Annotated in this window: 18 protein-coding genes; 9 read left to right on the forward strand and 9 right to left on the reverse strand. The window is 61.9% G+C overall.

Annotated elements, in window-relative coordinates; translation table 11 throughout:
- Window positions 1-84: 84 nt before the first annotated feature.
- From aroB to BLL38_RS06110, 7 genes are all read left to right on the forward strand, one after another.
- Window positions 85-1,185, forward strand: coding sequence for a 3-dehydroquinate synthase (gene aroB, locus BLL38_RS06075; RefSeq protein WP_076961724.1), 1,101 nt, complete (start codon window positions 85-87; stop codon window positions 1,183-1,185).
- Between the two features lie 10 nt (window positions 1,186-1,195).
- The gene (locus tag BLL38_RS06080) at window positions 1,196-2,770 is read left to right on the forward strand and encodes an SPOR domain-containing protein (RefSeq protein ID WP_076961725.1); all 1,575 of its coding nucleotides are present in this window, start codon (window positions 1,196-1,198) and stop codon (window positions 2,768-2,770) included.
- A 350-nt stretch (window positions 2,771-3,120) separates the two neighbouring features.
- The gene (gene gltB, locus BLL38_RS06090; protein ID WP_076961726.1) at window positions 3,121-7,566 is read left to right on the forward strand and encodes a glutamate synthase large subunit; all 4,446 of its coding nucleotides are present in this window, start codon (window positions 3,121-3,123) and stop codon (window positions 7,564-7,566) included.
- 32 nt (window positions 7,567-7,598) lie between these two features.
- Window positions 7,599-9,017 (forward strand): FAD-dependent oxidoreductase, encoded by a 1,419-nt coding sequence (locus BLL38_RS06095; RefSeq protein ID WP_076961727.1) that lies wholly within the window; start codon window positions 7,599-7,601, stop codon window positions 9,015-9,017.
- Between the two features lie 135 nt (window positions 9,018-9,152).
- Window positions 9,153-10,220, forward strand: a complete 1,068-nt coding sequence (gene hemE, locus BLL38_RS06100) for a uroporphyrinogen decarboxylase (protein ID WP_076961728.1) — start codon at window positions 9,153-9,155, stop codon at window positions 10,218-10,220.
- Window positions 10,221-10,367: 147 nt separating this feature from the next.
- Window positions 10,368-10,619: a helix-turn-helix transcriptional regulator gene (locus BLL38_RS06105; RefSeq protein WP_076961789.1), complete on the forward strand. Its 252-nt coding sequence runs from the start codon at window positions 10,368-10,370 to the stop codon at window positions 10,617-10,619.
- Window positions 10,612-11,883 (forward strand): type II toxin-antitoxin system HipA family toxin, encoded by a 1,272-nt coding sequence (locus BLL38_RS06110; protein ID WP_076961729.1) that lies wholly within the window; start codon window positions 10,612-10,614, stop codon window positions 11,881-11,883. The genes BLL38_RS06105 and BLL38_RS06110 overlap by 8 nt, the downstream gene beginning before the upstream one ends.
- 21 nt (window positions 11,884-11,904) lie before the next feature.
- On the opposite strand, the gene BLL38_RS06115 is transcribed toward BLL38_RS06110, so the two are convergent.
- Window positions 11,905-13,131, reverse strand: a complete 1,227-nt coding sequence (locus tag BLL38_RS06115; RefSeq protein ID WP_249043051.1) for an MFS transporter — start codon at window positions 13,129-13,131, stop codon at window positions 11,905-11,907.
- Between the two features lie 172 nt (window positions 13,132-13,303).
- On the opposite strand from BLL38_RS06115, the gene BLL38_RS06120 reads away from it, so the two are divergent.
- Window positions 13,304-14,197, forward strand: a complete 894-nt coding sequence (locus tag BLL38_RS06120; protein ID WP_076961731.1) for a LysR family transcriptional regulator — start codon at window positions 13,304-13,306, stop codon at window positions 14,195-14,197.
- An 87-nt stretch (window positions 14,198-14,284) separates the two neighbouring features.
- Window positions 14,285-14,668, forward strand: a complete 384-nt coding sequence (locus BLL38_RS06125) for a type II toxin-antitoxin system PemK/MazF family toxin (RefSeq protein WP_076961732.1) — start codon at window positions 14,285-14,287, stop codon at window positions 14,666-14,668.
- A 235-nt stretch (window positions 14,669-14,903) separates the two neighbouring features.
- Here the strand turns inward: BLL38_RS06125 and BLL38_RS06130 are convergent, their stop codons facing one another.
- The 8 genes from BLL38_RS06130 to BLL38_RS06165 are packed head-to-tail and all read right to left on the reverse strand — an operon-like array spanning window position 14,904 to window position 21,424.
- Complete coding sequence (locus tag BLL38_RS06130) at window positions 14,904-15,353, reverse strand: hypothetical protein (protein WP_076961733.1); 450 nt, start codon at window positions 15,351-15,353, stop codon at window positions 14,904-14,906.
- Between the two features lie 27 nt (window positions 15,354-15,380).
- Window positions 15,381-16,607: a beta-ketoacyl-ACP synthase gene (locus BLL38_RS06135; RefSeq protein WP_076961734.1), complete on the reverse strand. Its 1,227-nt coding sequence runs from the start codon at window positions 16,605-16,607 to the stop codon at window positions 15,381-15,383.
- On the reverse strand, window positions 16,607-17,335 hold the full coding sequence (fabG, locus tag BLL38_RS06140) for a 3-oxoacyl-ACP reductase FabG (RefSeq protein ID WP_076961735.1): 729 nt from the start codon (window positions 17,333-17,335) through the stop codon (window positions 16,607-16,609). Before fabG ends, BLL38_RS06135 begins: the two co-directional genes overlap by 1 nt.
- Window positions 17,328-17,792, reverse strand: coding sequence for a hotdog family protein (locus BLL38_RS06145; protein WP_076961736.1), 465 nt, complete (start codon window positions 17,790-17,792; stop codon window positions 17,328-17,330). Before BLL38_RS06145 ends, fabG begins: the two co-directional genes overlap by 8 nt.
- On the reverse strand, window positions 17,789-18,955 hold the full coding sequence (locus BLL38_RS06150; protein WP_076961737.1) for a beta-ketoacyl-[acyl-carrier-protein] synthase family protein: 1,167 nt from the start codon (window positions 18,953-18,955) through the stop codon (window positions 17,789-17,791). Before BLL38_RS06150 ends, BLL38_RS06145 begins: the two co-directional genes overlap by 4 nt.
- The gene (locus tag BLL38_RS06155) at window positions 18,952-19,434 is read right to left on the reverse strand and encodes a DUF3261 domain-containing protein (protein ID WP_076961738.1); all 483 of its coding nucleotides are present in this window, start codon (window positions 19,432-19,434) and stop codon (window positions 18,952-18,954) included. Before BLL38_RS06155 ends, BLL38_RS06150 begins: the two co-directional genes overlap by 4 nt.
- Window positions 19,431-20,165 carry a class I SAM-dependent methyltransferase gene (locus tag BLL38_RS06160; protein ID WP_174553795.1) on the reverse strand — a complete coding sequence of 245 codons (735 nt, stop codon included), beginning with the start codon at window positions 20,163-20,165 and terminating at the stop codon, window positions 19,431-19,433. Before BLL38_RS06160 ends, BLL38_RS06155 begins: the two co-directional genes overlap by 4 nt.
- 11 nt (window positions 20,166-20,176) lie before the next feature.
- Complete coding sequence (locus BLL38_RS06165) at window positions 20,177-21,424, reverse strand: NAD(P)/FAD-dependent oxidoreductase (RefSeq protein WP_242627601.1); 1,248 nt, start codon at window positions 21,422-21,424, stop codon at window positions 20,177-20,179.
- Window positions 21,425-21,469 lie beyond the last annotated feature (45 nt).

The following is a 21,469-nucleotide window of genomic DNA, read 5'->3' on the forward strand; positions in this document are numbered from 1 at the left end:
CCATCAGGCAGCGTCCGATCTCGACGGTGCCGACAACGTTAATACAGGGCAGGACGCCTGCTTCCATCTTCAGCGCGGGGACACATGCAGACACTTAAGGTCGATCTTGGCGAGCGTAGCTACCCGATCCATATTGGCGAAGGTTTGTTGGGCCAGCCCGAGTTGCTCGCGCCGCATATTGCCGGGCGACAAGTGGCAATCATCTCCAACCAGACCGTGGCGCCGCTCTACCTTGAGCGTCTGAGTCGCAGCCTTGCGGCGTATTCGGTGATCTCGGTGATTCTTCCCGACGGCGAAGCCTTCAAGAACTGGGAAACCCTGCAACTGATCTTTGACGGCCTGCTCACTGCACGCCACGACCGGCGGACCACGGTGGTGGCCCTTGGCGGCGGCGTTATCGGCGACATGGCCGGTTTTGCGGCGGCCTGTTACCAGCGTGGCGTGGACTTTATCCAGGTGCCGACCACTCTGCTGTCCCAGGTCGATTCGTCGGTGGGCGGCAAGACCGGGATCAACCATCCCCTGGGCAAGAACATGGTCGGCGCGTTCTACCAGCCCAATGCCGTGCTGATCGACACCGCCACCCTCAATACCCTGCCGCCCCGCGAGCTGTCGGCGGGCCTGGCGGAAGTCATCAAGTACGGGTTGATCTGCGATGAGCCGTTCCTGACCTGGCTTGAAGAGCACGTCGATGCCTTGCGCAACCTGGACCAGGTGGCGCTGACCGAGGCTATCTCCCGCTCCTGTGCGGCCAAGGCGCTGGTGGTCAATGCCGACGAACGTGAGTCTGGCGTGCGTGCCACCCTGAACCTGGGCCACACCTTCGGCCATGCGATTGAAACCCACATGGGCTATGGTGTCTGGCTGCATGGAGAGGCCGTGGCGGCTGGCACAGTGATGGCGTTGGAGATGTCGCAACGCCTGGGCTGGATCAGTGTCCAAGAGCGTGATCGCGGCATTCGCCTGTTCCAGCGCGCCGGGTTGCCGGTCATTCCTCCTGAGGCAATGACCGAGGCCGATTTCCTCGAACATATGGCGATAGACAAGAAAGTGATCGATGGTCGTTTGCGTCTGGTGCTGTTGCGCCGAATGGGCGAAGCGGTAGTGACCGACGATTATCCGAAAGAGATTCTACAGGCCACGCTGGGAGCGGATTACCGCGCCCTGGCCCAGCTGAAAGGTTAACCAGATCCCGATGACTAGTTTGCATGCCGACGAGGCTTTCCTCGGCCATTACCAGTTGAGCCACGACCCTTTTGCGCCACGGGTCCCCGGTTTCAAGTTTTTCCCTGCGCAACGCAAGCCGGTGTTGGGGCAGTTGCACCACCTGGCGCGTTACAGCCAGTTGCTGCTGGTGGTCACCGGCCCCCTGGGCAGCGGCAAGACCCTGCTGCGCCAGGCCCTGGTGGCCAGCACCAACAAGCAATCGGTGCAGAGCGTGGTGGTTTCCGCCCGTGGCGCCGGCGATGCGGCCGGCGTGTTGCGCCAGGTTGCCCAGGCGCTGGATGTGGCCAATGCCGAGCCGACCGCGATCCTCAAGCAAGTGGTGCAACTGGGTCTGACCGGCCAGGAAGTCTACCTGCTGGTGGACGACGCCGAGCAGCTCGACGAGTCCGCCCTGGAAGCGTTGCTGGCCCTGGCGGCGGGTACGCCGGAAGGTCGCCCCCATGTCTTCCTGTTCGGTGAGGCATCGCTGATTGCCGATCTGGAGCAGCTCAGTGGCGAGCAAGAGCTGTTCCACGTCATCGAATTGCAGCCCTACGAAGAGGAAGAAACCCGCGAGTACCTGGCCCAGCGCCTTGAAGGTGCTGGCCAGGGCATCGAACTTTTCTCTGCCCAGCAGATCTCTGATATTCACGAAAGCTCCGACGGCTGGCCTGGCACCATCAACCAGGTGGCCCGGGATGCAATGATCGAAGCAATGATTGCCAGCCGCTCTGCGGTTAAGCGTCCAAAGATGGGGTTCACCATGCCGAAGAAACACGTACTGGCGATTTCTGCTGTTGTCGTGGTGGCCGTTGTCGCCGCCTGGCTGATTCCTGGCCGCAGCAAGGCCCCGACCGCGCCAGGTGCGCCGACCGAGCAGGCACAACTGCCACTGGGCAAGCCCACCACCAACGGCGCGCCTGCCGTTGAGTTTGCCGGTTCCGGCCAGCCTACCAACCTGCCGATGGTCGGCCAGCCGGTCATGCGTGGCCCGCTGGCAGAAGAAGCCGGCGCCATTTCCGAAGGCGACGACGGTGTGCCGGTAGAAGGCTCCAGCGCCACGCCACCGACCGTTACCACCGTGGCTCCGCCACCGGGCGCAACAGCCAGCCCTGCACCGGTGCCTGCGGCCACGCCAACGCCTGCTCCGACTCAGGTTGCCACCGCCAAGCCAGCTCCGGCGCCCGTGGTCAAGCCTGCGCCAGCCCCTGCGGCCAAGCCCGTGCCAGCCGCCAAGCCTGCTGAAAAACCGGTGACCGTGGCCAAGGCCGCTGCCGGCAGTGGCTGGTACGGTAGCCAACCGGCGAAGAACTACGTGGTGCAGATCCTCGGCACCAGCTCTGAAGCCAATGCCCAGGCGTTCGTCAAAGAGCAGGGCGGCGAGTACCGTTATTTCAAGAAAGTGCTCAACGGCAAGCCTCTCTACGTGATCACCTACGGCAGTTTCCCGAGCCGTGCGGCCGCCGATTCCGCGATCAAAGCCTTGCCAGCGAAGGTTCAGGCTGGTAAACCTTGGCCTCGCACTGTTGCCAGCGTTCAACAAGAACTCGCAACAACTCGCTGAAGATCCGGCGACCTTACCCAGGTCGCCCTCTCAGCACCTCAAAAAAACGACAACAGCGTGCTGCCCTGAAGGCCGCACGCTTTGTGGTGTCTGCGTTACAGTAGCTTTTGAGTAGTAGCAGTCAGAATTAAAAAAGTTTTGACTAGCACAGCATATCGCTTTAAACCTTTCATAAATGCGACATAGATTTGCGACAGTTCGTCGCCAAATTTGTGGGCGTCTGTGTCGGTGTGTACAATGACCTCCCTTTTGCCCCCGCTAAGCCGGCGTACGTTCGGCGTGGAAGGTAACCGGTTGAATTGAAAAGAAATTTGCCTCGAAATAAGAGGCAGCCTGGTGAGAAAGTGTCTATGAAAGCAGGTCTGTACCAACCCGATGAATTCAAGGATAACTGTGGTTTCGGCCTGATAGCCCATATGCAGGGCGAACCCAGTCATACCCTTCTGCAAACGGCCATCGAGGCCCTGACCTGCATGACCCACCGCGGTGGGATCAACGCCGACGGCAAGACCGGTGACGGCTGTGGCTTGCTGATTCAAAAGCCCGACCTGTTCCTGCGCGCTGTCGCCAAGGAAACCTTCGGCGCCGATTTGCCCAAGCAATACGCGGTGGGCATGGTGTTCTTCAATCAGGACCCGGTCAAAGCCGAGGACGCTCGCGAGAACATGAACCGCGAGATCCTCGCCGCCGGCCTGCAACTGGTCGGCTGGCGCAAAGTGCCAATCGACACCAGCGTGCTCGGCCGCCTGGCCCATGAGCGCCTGCCGCAGATCGAACAAGTGTTTATCGCAGGCGAGGGCCTGAGCGACCAGGACATGGCGATCAAGCTGTTCACCTCCCGTCGTCGTTCGTCCGTGGCCAACGCCCTGGACACCGACCACTACATCTGCAGCTTTTCCCACAAGACCATCATTTATAAAGGCCTGATGATGCCGGCGGACTTGACCGCCTTCTATCCAGACCTGAGCGATGAGCGCCTGCAAACCGCGATCTGCGTGTTCCACCAGCGCTTCTCCACCAACACCCTGCCGAAATGGCCGCTGGCCCAGCCATTCCGCTTCCTCGCCCACAACGGCGAGATCAACACCATCACCGGCAACCGCAACTGGGCCGTGGCCCGTCGCACCAAGTTCGCCAACGACCTGATGGACCTCGAAGAGCTCGGCCCACTGGTCAACCGCGTGGGTTCCGACTCTTCGAGCATGGACAACATGCTGGAATTGATGGTCACCGGCGGTATCGACCTGTTCCGTGGCGTGCGCATGATCATTCCGCCAGCGTGGCAGAACGTCGAGACCATGGACCCCGATCTGCGGGCGTTCTATGAGTACAACTCGATGCACATGGAACCGTGGGACGGCCCGGCCGGCGTGGTCATGACCGACGGTCGCTACGCGGTGTGCCTGCTCGACCGTAACGGCCTGCGCCCGGCGCGCTGGGTAACCACCACCAACGGCTTCATCACCCTGGCGTCGGAAGTCGGCGTGTGGAACTACCAGCCTGAAGACGTGATTGCCAAAGGCCGCGTCGGCCCTGGCCAGATCCTCGCCGTGGACACCGAAACCGGGCAGATCCTCGACACCGATGCCATCGACAACCGCCTGAAGTCGCGCCACCCGTACAAGCAATGGCTGCGCAAGAACGCCCTGCGCATCCAGGCGACCATGGAAGATAACGACCATGGCTCGGCGTTCTATGACGTGGACCAGCTCAAGCAGTACATGAAGATGTACCAGGTCACGTTCGAGGAGCGCGACCAGGTGCTGCGCCCACTGGGCGAGCAAGGCTACGAGGCGGTCGGCTCCATGGGCGACGACACGCCGATGGCCGTGCTGTCCCAGCGCGTGCGCACGCCGTACGACTATTTCCGCCAGCAGTTCGCCCAGGTGACCAACCCACCGATCGACCCGCTGCGTGAAGCCATCGTCATGTCTTTGGAAGTGTGCCTCGGTGCCGAGCGCAATATCTTCCAGGAATCGCCAGAGCACGCCTCCCGCGTGATCCTCAGCTCGCCGGTGATTTCCCCGGCCAAGTGGCGTTCGTTGATGACTTTGGAGCGTCCAGGCTTCGACCGCCAGATCATCGACCTGAACTACGACGAGAGCCTCGGCCTGGAAGCCGCGGTGCGCAACGTCGCCGATCAGGCCGAAGAAGCCGTGCGTGCCGGTCGTACCCAGATCGTGCTGACCGACCGCCATATCGCCCCGGGCAAGCTGCCGATCCACGCCTCCCTGGCTACCGGCGCGGTGCACCACCGCCTGACCGAAAAAGGCCTGCGCTGCGACTCCAACATCCTCGTCGAAACCGCCACCGCCCGCGACCCGCACCACTTTGCGGTGCTGATCGGCTTTGGCGCATCGGCGGTGTATCCGTTCCTGGCCTACGAAGTGCTGGGCGACCTGATCCGCACCGGCGAAGTGCTGGGCGACCTGTACGAAGTGTTCAAGAACTACCGCAAAGGCATCACCAAAGGCCTGTTGAAGATCCTGTCGAAGATGGGCATCTCCACCGTCACTTCGTACCGTGGTGCGCAGTTGTTCGAGGCCATCGGCCTGTCGGAAGAAGTCTGCGAGCTGAGCTTCCGTGGTGTGCCAAGCCGCATCAAGGGCGCGCGTTTCGTCGATATCGAAGCCGAACAGAAAGCCCTGGCTTTGGAGGCCTGGAGCGCGCGCAAGCCGATCCAGCAAGGTGGCCTGCTCAAGTTCGTGCACGGTGGCGAATACCACGCCTACAACCCGGATGTGGTCAGCACCCTGCAAGCCGCTGTGCAGCAGGGCGACTACGCCAAGTTCAAGGAATACACCGCACTGGTGGATAACCGCCCGGTGTCGATGATCCGCGACCTGTTCCAGGTGAAGACCCTGGACACGCCAATGGACATTGCCGAAGTCGAGCCGCTGGAATCGATCCTCAAGCGCTTCGACTCCGCCGGTATTTCCCTGGGCGCCTTGTCGCCCGAGGCCCATGAAGCCCTGGCTGAAGCCATGAACCGCCTGGGTGCGCGTTCCAACTCCGGCGAAGGCGGCGAAGACCCGGCGCGCTACGGCACCATCAAGAGCTCGAAAATCAAGCAGGTGGCCACTGGCCGTTTCGGCGTAACCCCGGAATACCTGGTCAACGCCGAAGTGCTGCAGATCAAAGTCGCCCAGGGCGCCAAGCCCGGTGAAGGCGGCCAGTTGCCAGGCGGCAAGGTCAATGGCCTGATCGCCAAGCTGCGTTATGCCGTGCCGGGCGTGACCCTGATCTCGCCACCGCCGCACCATGACATCTACTCGATTGAAGACTTGTCGCAGCTGATTTTCGACCTCAAGCAAGTCAACCCGCAGGCCCTGGTCTCGGTGAAACTGGTTGCTGAAGCCGGCGTCGGCACCATCGCCGCTGGCGTGGCCAAGGCCTATGCCGACCTGATCACCATCTCCGGCTACGACGGCGGCACCGGCGCTTCGCCGTTGACCTCGATCAAGTACGCCGGCGCACCGTGGGAGCTGGGCCTGGCCGAGACTCACCAGACCCTGCGCGGCAACGACCTGCGCGGCAAAGTCCGGGTGCAGACCGATGGCGGCCTGAAAACCGGCCTCGACGTGATCAAGGCCGCGATCCTCGGCGCCGAAAGCTTCGGCTTCGGTACCGCACCGATGATCGCCCTGGGCTGCAAATACCTGCGCATCTGCCACCTGAACAACTGCGCCACCGGCGTGGCCACGCAGAACGAGAAGCTGCGCAAGGATCACTACATCGGCACCGTCGACATGGTGGTGAATTTCTTCACCTACGTCGCTGAAGAAACCCGTGAGTGGCTGGCCAAGCTCGGCGTGCGCTCCCTGGAAGAACTGATCGGGCGTACCGATCTGCTGGATATCCTCCAGGGCCAGACCGCCAAGCAACAGCACCTGGACCTGACGCCGCTGTTGGGCAGCGATCATATCCCGGCAGACAAGCCACAATTCTGCCAGGTGGAGCGCAACCCACCGTTCGACAAAGGCCTGTTGGCCGAGAAAATGGTCGATATGGCCGGTTCCTCGATCAATGACGCCAGTGGTGGCGAGTTTGCCCTGGATATCTGCAACTGCGACCGCTCCATCGGCGCACGCATCTCCGGCGAAATCGCGCGCAAGCACGGCAACCAGGGCATGGCCAAGGCGCCGGTCACCTTCCGCTTCAAGGGCACTGCCGGCCAGAGCTTTGGCGTGTGGAACGCCGGCGGCCTGCACATGTACCTCGAAGGCGACGCCAACGACTACGTGGGCAAGGGCATGACCGGCGGCAAGCTGGTGATCGTCCCGCCAGCGGGTAGCATCTACAAGACCCAGGACAGTGCCATCATCGGCAACACCTGCTTGTACGGCGCCACTGGTGGCAAGCTGTTTGCCGCAGGGACCGCCGGTGAGCGTTTCGCCGTGCGTAACTCCGGTGCCCACACTGTGGTTGAAGGCACGGGCGATCACTGCTGCGAGTACATGACCGGTGGCTTTGTCTGCGTGTTGGGCAAGACCGGTTACAACTTTGGTTCGGGCATGACCGGCGGTTTCGCCTACGTGCTGGACCAGGACAACACCTTCGTCGACAAGGTCAACCACGAGTTGGTCGAGATCCAGCGGATCAGCGGCGAAGCCATGGAGTCCTACCGGAACCACTTGCAGCACGTGCTGGACGAGTACGTCGAGGAAACCGGCAGCGAATGGGGTCGTAACCTCGCCGAGAACCTCGATGATTACCTGCGTCGTTTCTGGCTGGTCAAGCCCAAGGCTGCCAACCTGAAATCGTTGCTTTCCAGCATCCGTGCCAACCCGCAGTGATATGCGCCTGAAGAGTTTGATGAGGTTTTAACATGGCTGAACGTCTGAATAACGACTTCCAGTTCATCGATGTCGGGCGCAAAGATCCGAAGAAGAAACTGTTGCGTCAACGCAAGAAAGAGTTCGTGGAAATCTACGAGCCCTTCAAACCCCAGCACTCGGCCGAACAGGCCCACCGCTGCCTGGGGTGCGGTAACCCGTATTGCGAATGGAAGTGCCCGGTGCACAACTTCATTCCCAACTGGCTCAAGTTGGTGGCCGAGGGCAACATCCTCGCCGCCGCCGAGCTGTCGCACCAGACCAACACCCTGCCGGAAGTCTGCGGCCGGGTGTGCCCGCAGGACCGTCTGTGCGAGGGGGCGTGCACCCTCAATGACGGTTTTGGCGCGGTGACCATCGGTTCGGTGGAGAAGTACATCACCGACACCGCGTTCGCCATGGGCTGGCGCCCGGACATGTCCAAGGTCAAGCCCACCGGCAAGCGCGTGGCGATCATCGGCGCAGGCCCGGCGGGCCTGGGCTGTGCCGACGTGCTGGTGCGTGGTGGCGTGACCCCGGTGGTGTTCGACAAGAACCCGGAAATCGGCGGCCTGCTGACCTTCGGCATTCCCGAGTTCAAGCTGGAAAAGACCGTGTTGAGCAATCGCCGCGAAGTCTTCACCGGCATGGGCATCGAGTTCCGCCTGAACACCGAGATCGGCAAAGACGTGACCATGGAGCAACTGCTCGAAGAATACGATGCGGTGTTCATGGGCATGGGCACCTACACCTACATGAAGGGCGGCTTTGCCGGTGAGGACCTGCCGGGTGTGTACGACGCGCTCGACTTCCTGATCGCCAACGTCAACCGCAACCTGGGCTTTGAAAAGTCGCCGGAAGATTTCGTCGACATGAAAGGCAAGAAGGTCGTGGTGCTGGGCGGTGGCGACACCGCGATGGACTGCAACCGCACGTCGATCCGCCAGGGCGCCAAATCGGTGACCTGTGCCTATCGCCGTGACGAAGCCAACATGCCGGGCTCGCGCAAAGAGGTGAAGAACGCCAAGGAAGAAGGCGTGAAATTCCTCTACAACCGCCAGCCGATCGCTATCGTCGGTGAAGACCGTGTCGAAGGCGTGAAGGTGGTCGAGACCCGTCTCGGCGAACCGGACGCCCGTGGCCGTCGCAGCCCCGAGCCGATCCCGGGTTCCGAAGAGATCATCCCGGCCGATGCCGTGGTCATCGCTTTTGGCTTTCGCCCAAGCCCGGCGCCGTGGTTCGAGCAGTTCCAGATCCAGACCGACAGCCAGGGCCGCGTCGTGGCCCCGGAGCAGGGCCAGTACAAGCACCAGACCAGCAACCCGAAAATCTTCGCCGGTGGCGATATGGTGCGCGGTTCTGACCTGGTGGTGACGGCGATCTTTGAAGGCCGCAATGCCGCCGAAGGCATCCTGGACTACTTGCAGGTCTGATCTGATCGTTCCCACGCTCCGCGTGGGAACGATCGGCCGCGACAAATTGACCCTATAGACAAAAGGCACGGTGCATACCGTGCCTTTTGCGTCCGGCTCTGAGAAAATGCCCGCACTTTTTTTGCGGATGCCGACATGACTGCCCTCAAGAACGACCGTTTCCTTCGTGCCCTGCTCAAGCAACCCGTAGACGTCACCCCCGTGTGGATGATGCGTCAAGCCGGTCGCTACCTGCCGGAATACCGCGCCAGCCGCGCCAACGCAGGCGATTTCATGAGCCTGTGCATGAACCCGGAGTTTGCCTGTGAGGTCACGATGCAGCCGCTGGACCGCTATCCACAACTGGACGCGGCCATCCTCTTCTCCGATATCCTGACCATCCCCGATGCCATGGGCCAAGGCCTGTACTTTGAAACCGGCGAAGGTCCACGCTTCAAGAAAGTGATCAGCACCCTGGCCGATATCGAAGCCCTGCCGATCCCTGATCCACACAAAGACCTCGGTTATGTGATGGACGCCGTCAGCACCATCCGCCGCGAACTCAACGGCCGCGTACCGCTGATCGGCTTCTCCGGCAGCCCGTGGACCCTGGCCACCTATATGGTCGAAGGCGGCTCGTCGAAAGATTTCCGCAAGACCAAGGCCATGCTCTACGACAACCCGCAAGCCATGCACCTGCTGCTGGACAAGCTGGCGCAGTCGGTCGTGTCTTACCTCAACGGCCAGATCATGGCCGGCGCGCAAGCGGTGCAGATCTTCGACACCTGGGGTGGCAACCTGTCGGCGGCGGCGTACCAGGAATTCTCCCTGGCCTACATGCGCAAAATCGTCAGCGGCCTGATCCGCGAACACGAAGGCCGCAAAGTGCCGGTGATCCTGTTCACCAAGGGCGGCGGCCTGTGGCTGGAAAGCATCGCCGATGCGGGCGCCGATGCATTGGGCCTGGACTGGACCTGCGACCTGGGCGAAGCCCGTCGCCGCGTCGGCAGCCAAGTGGCCCTGCAAGGCAACATGGACCCGACCGTGCTCTACGCCAAGCCAGAGGCGATCTGCAGCGAAGTGGGGCGCATCCTCGCCAGCTACGGCAAGGGCAGCGGCCATGTGTTCAACCTCGGCCATGGCATCACCCCGGAAGTGAACCCGGAGCATGCGGGCGCGTTCCTGCGGGCGGTGCATGAGTTGTCGGCGCAGTATCACGAGTGATTGCAGCCTATAAAAAACGCCCGGCTTAGGCTGGGCGTTTTTTTGGGTCGGTTTTATGAGTGGGCAACGGACGTAAGAGGCTTGTAAAGTCCGTCATATAGGACTAAATGTATGATTTACTCTATAAAGTCCGATATGGGTAACATTATGTTGCTGACTAATCCACCTGACCTCGGTGAAAGGATACGCCAGTTGCGTCGCGCCAAAGGTTACAGCCAGGCGCAACTGGCGGACCGTGCCAAGTGCAATCGCAAGACCATCATTGATCTTGAAGCGGGTGAGAACGTCGCGATGTACACGGTATTCCGGGTGATCTCGGCACTCGGGATGGCCTTGGAAGTCGTCGACAAACGCATCGATCTCAAATCCCTGGCGGATCTGGTGGAGCACGATGAGTAGAGTCAAATTGCTCAATGTCGTAGCCCCACAGGGGAACTCAGGCGCGCTGTCCAAGGGCTCCCAGTTCTCGTTTGCCTACGCGTCTGCCGATGCCGAGCGCGAGGTGTCGCTGGTCATGCCTTATGACCCTACGCCTGCGGTCAGCAATGTGTTGCATCCGATTTTTGATATGAACGTGCCGGAGGGTTTTCTCGCCGATCAGATAAAACGCCGGATGGCCAAGCACATGCAGGTAGATGAGATGCGCCTGTTATCGGTAATCGGCGGGAACCAGATCGGACGTCTGACCTATCAAAACCCAGTCGAAGCGTCGGTTGCCGTGCGTGCTCAGGTTGGGCTTGAGCAAATACTTTCGGCCGATACCTCCCAGGGCATATTCGAGTTTCTGGTGCAAACGTACTTCGAGTCGGGTATTTCCGGCGTGCAGCCCAAAGTGCTGGTACCTGACCTGGATAAGCTGACCGGTAGCCGCAAAACCATGCTCAGTTCCGACCTGATCGTGAAGTCTGGTGCCGATGAGTACGCCCACCTGGCCCAGAACGAGTTCCTCTGCATGGAAGCTGCGCGCTTAGCGGGGATGGAAACACCACCATTCTGGCTGTCTGAAGGTGGCGATCTGTTTGTCATGGAGCGCTTTGACTTGACACCATCTGGCCGGCTCGGTTTTGAAGACATGGCTGTGCTCTTGGGGCTCAACAAAGACCCCCATGACAATTACAAGTATTCCCAGAGCTACGAAACCCTTGCTGCAGTCATTGACCATGTCTGCTCACATGGCGACCCGTTACGTGAGCTTGAGCGGTTTTTTTTCTCGGTCTGCTTGTCGGTGATGGTGCATAACGGTGATGCGCACTTGAAGAATTTCGGGGTGATCTACACCCATCCGGGCGCTCGTGAAACGGTGCGGCTGGCGCCCGTGTTCGATGTGACCACTACCACGGTGTATGAGAACTACAACCCAAAATCCGGCCGCTCATTGGTTGATCGCACGTTGGCAATCAAAATGAACAAGGTGAAAACCTACCCGGACCGTCAGCAACTGATGGAGTTCGGTCGTAAACACTGTGCTGTGGAGAAGCCTGGGGTGATCATCGAGCGAATCGCAGAGGCCATGTCCGAGGCGCTCGTTACTCATCAAGCACGAATCGACGTTGAGCTGTTTTCGGCGATGCAGGCGGAGTGGGACGCGGGGCGTGCCACGGCGTGTTATGACTCGATAACTACCGCAATGAAGCGCAAGCCTGTGGTGAGAAAAACGCAGTGAGGCGCTTTATCCAGGAGCACTTCAAGCCACTGTTTGTCTCAGCGGCGCCAACTTCGCCAGCTTCAACGCCACCAGCAGCGCAACGATCAGCAGCGCCACGATAAACCCGCCAATCCCGTTCCACCCGGCGTAATGCCAGAAAAACCCACCGGCCGTCCCGGCAATACTCGACCCCGCGTAATAGCTGAACAGGTACAGCGACGATGCCTGGCCCTTGGCTTTCAGTGCACGCCGGCCAATCCAACTGCTGGCTACCGAGTGGGCGCCGAAGAAGCCGAAGGTGAAGATCAGCATGCCGATGATGATCAGTGGCAGCGGGCTGAACAGGGTCAGGGTGATGCCGGTGAGCATCAGCACAATCGTGGCCCACAGGACGCGGCGGCGGCCCAGGCGGTCGGCCAGCGAGCCAATCTTCGCCGAGCTGTAGATGCCCGATAGGTACACCACCGACAGCAAGCCCACCACCGCCTGGCTCAGGTCATAGGGATCGGCCAGCAAGCGGTAGCCGATGTAGTTGAACAGCGTGACAAACGCCCCCATCAGCACGAAGGCTTCGAGAAACAGCCACGGCAGGCCGGCATCCTTGAAGTGCATGACAAAGCCATTGATCAGGTTGCGCGGCTTGAGGCTGCTGGCGCGGAAGTTGCGCGAGGGTGGCAGGATCTTCCAGAACACTGTCGCCGCAATCAGCGCGAGGGCGCCGATGATCAACATCGCGGTGTGCCAACTGACGAAATCGATCAACACTCCGGTGATCAAGCGCCCGCTCATGCCGCCAATCGCATTGCCGCCGATATACAGGCCCATGGCCAGGCCGATGTGCTGCGGGTGGATCTCTTCGCTGAGGTAGGTCATGGCCACGGCTGCCAAGCCACTAAGGGACAGGCCCAGCAGCGCGCGCATCCACAGGATGCCTTCCCAGGTCGGCATCAGGCCGCTGGCGATGGTGCATACGGCTGCGCAGAACAGCGAGGTGACCATCACCGGCTTGCGCCCCAGGCGGTCGGAAATCGGCCCGGTGATCAGCAGGCCAAAGGCGAGCATCGCGGTGGAGACGGAGAGGATCAGGCTGCTCTGTGCGGCATTGATGGAGAATTCGTGGGACAGCGCCGGCATCATCGGCTGTACGCAATACAGCAGGGCAAAGGTGGCAAAGCCGCCGGAAAACAGCGCCAGCACCGTACGCATAAACATCGGCGTACCTTTTTCGATGTACGCGTCGTTGAGCTGCGCCACCACCTCATCCAGGGCGGTGGGCGGACGTTCTTGGGCAAGTGGAGCGACAGCAGCTTTCACGCGGGACCTCGGGAAGCAAAGGCAGCCAGGACTGGCCATGCAAAAAAGAATATAGCTGGCTAATGATTCTTTCCAATATATTGTTCGACCTGTTTGATAGCTTTTACGACCTAATGAGGTTTTTATGGAATTGCGCCACTTGCGCTACTTCATCGCCGTGGCTGAAGAGCTGCATTTCGGCAGGGCTGCCCAGGTCCTGGGCATCTCCCAACCGCCCTTGAGCCAGCAGATCCAGGCGCTGGAACAGCAGGTCGGCGCCCGGCTGTTCGAGCGTACCAATCGTCGGGTCGAGCTGAGCGAGGCAGGGCGCTTGTTCCTCACGGAAGCCCGCCTGGTATTGGCCCAGGTCGACAAGGCTGCGGATGTGGCACGCCGAGCGCAGTTGGGGGAGTTGGGGGAACTGAAGATTGGCTTCACTTCTTCGGCGCCGTTCAACTCCAGCATCCCACAGGCGATTTTTGCTTTTCGCCAGGCCTTCCCGGCGGTGCACCTGAACCTGCAGGAAATGAGCAGTACCGAAGTGGCGGATGCGCTGGTGGATGAGTCGATCCAGGTCGGCTTGATGCGCCCGTTGCCCTTGCCGGACTCACTGAGTGTCGTGGAGTTGATGCGTGAGCCCCTGGTGGCGGTGCTCAGTGCCGGCCATCCATTGGCGCAAGGCAGCGAACGGGGCTTGCACCTGACGCAGTTGGCTGACGAACCTTTTGTATTTTTCCCTCGGGCCTATGGCAGCGGCCTGTATGCCCAATTGCTCAGCCTGGCTCGCGACGCAGGCTTTAGCCCGCATTTTGCCCAGGAGGCCGGTGAGGCCATGACCATCATCGGCCTGGTGGCGGCGGGGTTGGGGGTGTCGGTGTTGCCGGCGTCGTACCAGCGCATCCGCATCGACGGCGTGGTCTACCGCCCCTTGCTCGACCCGGAGGCGGTGACGGCGGTATGGCTGGTGCAGCGCAAGGACCAGCAGTCACCCATGGCCAAGGCGTTTGTCGAGCTGCTGACGCGTAAGGCGTTGGTGTAGCGGCGGTCACATATCAGGTAACGGAACCGATTTAGTGATTTGCCTTGGAGTTGCGCAGAATCGTTTCTTTTTCACTGAGTGACATGGATGACACTTCTCTATCAGCCCAAAGAAGGCAGCGTGTTGATTTGTGATTTTCGAGGCTATGAGGTGCCGGAAATCATCAAGATCAGACCTGTTATTGTGATACGCAGGCACAGGACCAATAAGCTGTTGGTAACGGTTGTGCCTTTAAGTACCACGGCGCCGCAGACGGTACTCGCACACCACTTGCAGCTTGAAAGCCATTTACAAGGTGCGAACCCGGTGTGCTGGGCGAAATGCGACATCGTTGCCACCGTCAGCCTTGGACGACTTGATCGAATCAAGAGTAAGGATCGGCATGGCAAACGAACTTACAAAATCGCCGAACTTTCCAGTGAGCAGTTTTTGGCTGTCAAGGCGGCGGTGCGCGGTGCACTTGGCCTTTGAGGAGTGCGTTAGCCGACAGGAGGCGTTTTGCCACGGATTGTCCTGCCCGGTATTTCAGGCATACTGACCCAGTTCCCGAAAGGGGCTTGTGAGACTCTGAGGATCCTGGAAATCCAGCCATCGCAGAGCCGGGCAGGACAAGGCGATGACAAGCCAGCCTGCTTGTGAAGAGGGCGCCGAAAGGCGCCCTTTGTCGTTTCTGGTGCTAGGTAGATGCCGGTTTTTCAGGCGCCGATCAGTTCTGCTTCGACGTCCCCGTCTCCTTGAACAACTGCGCCGCCGTGCCTGCTTGCGCTGCGCCGCTTGTGCGCAGCCCGGCCATGATGTCGCGGTCGAGCATGCTCACCCAGCGGTTGTAGTTGCGGTGGATCTTGCCGTCCTTGTAGCCCAGTTCCTGGCTGTCGCGGTAGGTGATGGCGTAGCTGGTGCCGGTGTAGCGGATGTCGATTTCGGCGGAGTAGCGGTTGCGCACGTTGATCTGGGCCTGGATCAGGCGTGGGTCGGCGCGCTGTACGGTCCAGTTGCGCTTGTCCAGGGCAGTGAGGATGCTCTGTTTCATTTTCTCTTCGCTGACCTGCTCGTTGGCGGCAAGTGCGTGCTGGGTGTTGAGCACCGGCTTGCTGGTACAGCCGGCAGCGGTCAGCAGGGTCAGGGCGATAAGGGTGGCGCGTAGCAACGAAGACATTGCGTTCTCTCCAATCAATTAAAAGGCTTACTGCCAGCGGCGAAAGATCAGCGACGTGTTGACGCCGCCAAAGGCAAAGTTGTTGTTCATCACGTAGTCGTTGTGCATCTGGCGGAACTCGCCGCGCAGGTAATCCAGTTCGCCGCAGCGTGGGTCGATGTGATCGAGGTTGAAGGTCGGCACGTACTGGTCGCGGTTCATCATCTCGATGCTGAACCACGACTCCAACGCCCCGCAGGCACCCAGGGTATGGCCCAGGAAGCTCTTCTGCGAGCTGATGGGCATGCGGCTGCCGAACAGGCTGCTGGTGGCCAGGGTCTCGGCTATGTCGCCTTGTTCGGTGGCGGTGCCGTGGCCGTTCACGTAACCGATGGCATCCGGTGCCAGGCCGGCATCTTCGAGGGCCAGCTCCATCGCCCGGCGCATGGTGACCTGCTCGGGACGGGTGGTGTGCTGGCCGTCGGCGTTGCTGCCAAAACCGACGATCTCGGCATGGATAGGCGCACCGCGGGCCAGGGCATGTTCCAGCTCTTCAAGCACCAGCATGCCGCCGCCTTCGCCGATCACCAGGCCATCGCGGCCGCTGTCGTAGGGGCGTGGGCTGGTCTGCGGGGCGTCGTTTTTCAGGCTGGTGGCGTAGAGCGCATCAAATACCATGGCTTCGGTGGGGCACAGCTCTTCGGCGCCGCCGGCGAGCATCAGCGGCAGGCGGCCGAACTTGATCGCTTCATAGGCATAGCCGATGCCCTGGCTGCCGCTGGTGCACGCGCTGGAGGTGGGGATCAGGCGCCCGGTGAGGCCAAAAAAGATGCTGATATTGGCTGCCGTGGTGTGCGGCATCATGCGCACATAGGAGTTGGCGTTCAGGCCTTCGGCTACCGAGTTGAGCAGCATATTGCCGAATGCCTTGATCTCGTCGGTGCTGCCGGTGGATGAGCCGCAGGCTACACCCATGCGCCCATCCTTGATCGACGCATCGCCCAGCAGGCCGGCGTCGTGCAACGCCTGCTCGGCCGCCCACACCGCCAGGCGCGAGACCCGGCCCATGCTGCGCAGTTGTTTGCGGGTCCAGTGGGCGGGCACGACAAAGTCGTCAATCGGCCCGGCCAAACGGGTGTTCAGTTCGCTGAAGCGATCCCACTCGTCCATGCGCCGGATACCGCTGCGTTGGGCGCGGAAGTTGGCGACGATGGTTTCCCAGTCGCAGCCCAGGGAGGTCATGCCGGCCATGCCGGTGACTACCACACGTTTCATCAGCACAGGCCCCCGTTCACGGCCAGGACCTGGCGGGTGATGTAGCCGGCCTCGGCCGACATCAGGAAGTTCACCGCACTGGCGACCTCTTCGGGGGTGCCCATGCGTTGCGCGGGGATCATCTTCATCAATTCTTCCACCGGCACGTTTTCGTCGAGCATCGCCGTGTCGATCAGGCCGGGAGCCACGCAGTTGACGGTGATCTTGCGTTTGCCCAGCTCAATGGCCAGGGCCTTGGCCGCGCCGATCAGGCCGGCCTTGGACGCGCTGTAGTTGACCTGGCCACGGTTGCCGATCAGCCCCGAGACCGAGGTGATGCACACAATGCGCCCGGCCGCGCGACGCCGGATCATCGGCATCATCACCGGGTGCAGCACGTTATAGAAACCGTCGAGATTGGTGCGCATCACCACGTCCCAGTCGTCTTCCGACAGCGCCGGGAACGCGCCATCGCGGGTCAGGCCGGCGTTCAACACCACGCCGTAATAGGCGCCGTGGGCTTCTACGTCGGCTTCAAGGATCTGCTTGCAGGTGGCCCGGTCCGCCACATCGAATTGCAGCACCCGCGCCTTGCGGCCCAGGGCCTGGACTTCGACCTGTACGGCATCCGCCTCGGCGCGGCCACTGCGGCAATGCAGCACAATGTCATGGCCGGCCTGGGCCAGGCGCAGGGCGATAGCGCGGCCGATACCCCGGCTGGAGCCGGTGACCAGTACGGATTCAGTCATGACGAGTGTCCTTCGATTCAGCTAAATAGTTGGCCGCCTGGGGCGGTCGAAATACGTTCAGGCGCGCACTGGCCTGGATCCCGTCGCCGGTCAGGTGGCACTCGAACACACCCATGCCGTTGTCGTCTTCCAGGGAGCGCAGGCCGTGGATGGTCAGCTCGGTGCCGGCGGGAAAGTGCTCGACATTGCACTCGAATTTACGGGTGCCCAGCAGGAAGCCCAACGCCACGGCTTCGCCGTTCTGGCGTGCGCGGCAGCCGGCATAGGCCGCGACGCTTTGCGCCATCAACTCGACGCCGACCCAGGCCGGCAGGCTGCCGTCAGGGCGGTTGAACAGGCCGCCGGGCTTGACGGTGGCGTGGGTGCGGATCTGCTCTTCATCGAAGGCCAGCACCTGGTCGATCAGGATCATGTCCCCGGCGTGGGGCAGCAGTTCGGCGAGTGGCCAATGGCTCATGGGGCGTCTCCGATAATCAGGCTGACGTTATTGCCACCGAAGGCAAACGAGTTGCTCATCAGGTAGCGTTTTTCCAGGGGGTCGCCGACCTTGGCCCAGCGCAGGGCGGGCAGCGCCGGGTCGGCGTGGCCGTCCCAGAGATGCGGCGCCAGCGTGCCCTCGACCAGGCTCAGCCAGCAAAACGCCGCTTCCAGCGCCCCGGCGGCGCCGAGGGTATGGCCGGTCAGTGGCTTGGTCGAGGAGCAGGCCACGCCCGCCGGAAACAGGCTGGCCACGGCCAGGCTTTCCATGGCGTCGTTATGCTGGGTGGCGGTGCCGTGCAGGTTCAGGTAACCGATCTGCGCCGGTGCTAACTTCGCGTTGGCCAGGGCCTTGCTCATCGCCTGCAATGCGCCCTTGCCACTGGGCTCCGGTGCGGAAATATGGTGCGCGTCGCAACTGGCGCCGCTGCCCAGCAGGGCGATGGGCCCTGGGGTCTTGCTCATCAGGAACAGCACCGCCGCCTCGCCGATATTGATGCCATTGCGGTTCAGCGAAAACGGGTTGCAGCGCTCGGCGGACACCGCCTCCAGCGAGGTAAAGCCATTGAGGGTCAGCTTGCACAGGCTGTCGACCCCGCCGCACAGCACCGCATCGCACAGGCCCAGGTCCAGCAGGCGGCGTGCGCTCATCATTGCGCGGGCGCTGGAGGTGCAGGCGGTGGAAATCACATAGGCCGGGCCGCTCAGTTGCAGCCAGTCGGCGAGGAAGTTGGCCGGGGCGCCGAGTTCCTGTTGCCGGTAGTCATAATCGTCAGGGAAGTGCCCTTCTTGCAGATAGTGGGCAATGCCGCGGCTGGCTTCATCGATGCCCGAGGTGCTGGTGCCCAGCACAATCCCGATGCGCGCGGCGCCAAAGGTGTGGATCGCCTGCCGGATCGGGCCTTCGATCTGCAAGGCGGCCTCCAGCAGCAACTGGTTATTGCGACTGCTTTGTTGCGCCAGGTGCGGCGGCAGCGGTGCCAGCTCGCCAGGCACGCTGCCCACCGGCAGTACCCGCTCGGGCACCCAGCCACTCTCGGCGCGCATGCCCGAGCTATCCCCGGCAAACAGGTTGCGCCGCACTTGCTGCTGGCCACGGCCCAGGGCGCAGATGATCCCCAGGGCATTGAGGTAGGCGGTCATGGGCTGCTCTCAAGCGCGCTGACGCGGTAGTTCAGGTGCTGGCCCGGCATGTTCACGCTGAAGATCAAGGGTGCGCGGTAGATCACCTGCCAGTGCGGCTTGAGGGCCCGCACGCCATCGTCTTCACGGGCTTGGGGGTAGTTGCCGGGCAGCTCGGCGGCGGGTGTCAAAGCAAATAGCAAGGCGGCAAACAACTCGCGGGCCTGGGGGTTGGGCGGCAGCAGGCCATCTGCCTGCCAAGCCCCGGCCACCAGCTTTTGCCGGGCCAGGGGGATGCCCAGCGGGTCCAGCAGCGACCAGCGCAAGGCCTGGCCTTCGCGCTGGATCACCAGCAACCAGTCCTGGCGCTGGCCATCCTGCTCGCGCTCGATATGCAATTGCAGGGGCAAGGCCAGGCTTGGCGTATGCACCGGCAGCGGCGGCTGGCTGGCGCAGGCGGCCAGCAGCAACAGGCAGCCGATCAACAGCGCGCGGATCATGCTGGCGGGCCTGCGAGGGGCTTGCGCGCAACCACATTCACCAGGGTCTCTTCACGTTGGCCAAACGGCTTGGGCTGGCGCAGGCCCCAACGCTCCAGCAGGCCGAAGTCTGCCGAGCGGCTCCACCACAGGTACGGGTACGACACGTTCTGCGGGCCAAACTCGAAACCCTGGTCGCGGATCATCTCCAGGTACTCATCGGCACTTTTCTGCACCTGCATCGGGTGGCGGAACAGCCAGCGAATTACCCAAGTGTCGATGTAGGCTTCGGTGGACTCGGCAAACAGCAGGTAGCCGCCGGGCTTGAGCACCCGATAGAACTCGGTCAGTGCCCGCTGTTGCTCCACCAGGTGGTGGAAGGTCTGGTGGCAGAACAGGATATCGACACTTTCATCGGCCACCTTGAGGGTCGCGCAATCGCTGCCGATCAGCTCGATCTCTATGCCCTGGCGCGCCGCTTCGGCACGGCTCAGGTCGAGGCTGTGCGGGTCGGCGTCCAGGCCGATCAGGCGCTTGGGGGCGAACACCTGCTGCAAATAGCCGAACGATTTGCCCTGGCCACAACCGGCATCCAGCAGCACCGGGGCCTCGGGCAGCGGCGCGTTGAACAGGCTGCGCAGGTCGTTGATGGCCACGCGTAGTACGTGATGCTGCCAGGTGTGACTGCGCAGGAACCAGAAGCCGAACTTGGTTTCTTCGACGTAGTTTTTGCTCAAGTACTCTTTTGACACAGGTGGGCTGCTCATAGGTTTTCCCCGGCACAGATTTCCGAGAGCATCCGCAAGCGGCGCTTGGGTTCGCTGACAAAGGGGTTGCGCTCGTCCCAGGCATAACCGGCGAGGATCGAGCTGATCATGCGGCGGATTTCCGGCGAACTGCCCGGGTGGTAGATCACATCCTGGAACGTGCCGGCGTACCAACCTTCGACATAGCAGCGGAACGTATCGACCCCACGTTTGAGCGGCTCGGCGAACTCGGTCTGCCAGTCCACCCTTTGGCCCTTGAGCTGGCGGTGCAGCAGCCCTGCGGCCATGCTGGCCGAACGCATGGCGATGGTCACGCCGGAGGAGAATACCGGGTCGAGGAACTCCGCCGCATTGCCCAACAGCGCAAAGCCCGGGCCATGCAGGGTGGTGACGTTGGCCGAGTAGCCGCCGATGGTCCGCGCCGGGGTATCCCAGACCGCGTTCGCCAGCACCTTGGACAGGCTCGGGGTTTGCTCGATGAAGCCGCGCAGGCAGGCATCGAGGTCGGCATCGCAACCGTCGAAATGCTCCTTGGCTGCGACCACGCCCACCGAGCAGCGCCCATTGCTGAACGGGATGGTCCAGAACCAGATATCGCGCTGGGTCGGGTGGGTGGTGATGAGGATCTTGCTGCGGTCGAAGCCCGGATGTTCGATGCGGTCCTCGACGTGGGTGAACACCGCCTGGCGCAACGGGAAGTTCGACGGCGCTTCGAGGTTCAACAGGCGTGGCAGCACGCGGCCGTAACCGCTGGCGTCGAGGACGAAGCCGGCCTTGATATGGTATTCGCGGCCATTTTCGCGGCGGACATGCAGGTAGCGGTGGCCAGCGGCAAAGTCCACCCCGACCAGGGTCTGGCCATACCGGATCTCTACGCCTTGCAACGCCGCCTGATCGGCCAGCAACTTGTCGAAATCGGCGCGCTGGACCTGGAAGGTGGTGGGCTTGCCATCGCTGAACGTGTCGCTGAAATCAAAGGCACTGTAGCGCTCGCCCCAGGCAAACGCGGCGCCGGTTTTCAGCTGGAAGCCGGCGGCGTTGACCGCCTCGAGCATGCCGGCTTCTTCGATAAAGTCGATGCAGTGGGACAACAGGCTCTCGCCGATGGAAAAGCGCGGGAAGTGCTGGCGCTCGATGATCAACACATCATGCCCGTTACGCTTGAGCAACGCGGCCGCAATGGCGCCGGACGGGCCGGCACCGATCACCACGACCTGGCGACGTTCCATTTCAACTGTGGGCACTGTGGCTCCTTGCCGGGTTGGCAATCATCAGGTTCGACTCAATAA

Source organism: Pseudomonas gessardii, assembly GCF_001983165.1.
Taxonomy (GTDB): domain Bacteria; phylum Pseudomonadota; class Gammaproteobacteria; order Pseudomonadales; family Pseudomonadaceae; genus Aquipseudomonas; species Aquipseudomonas gessardii.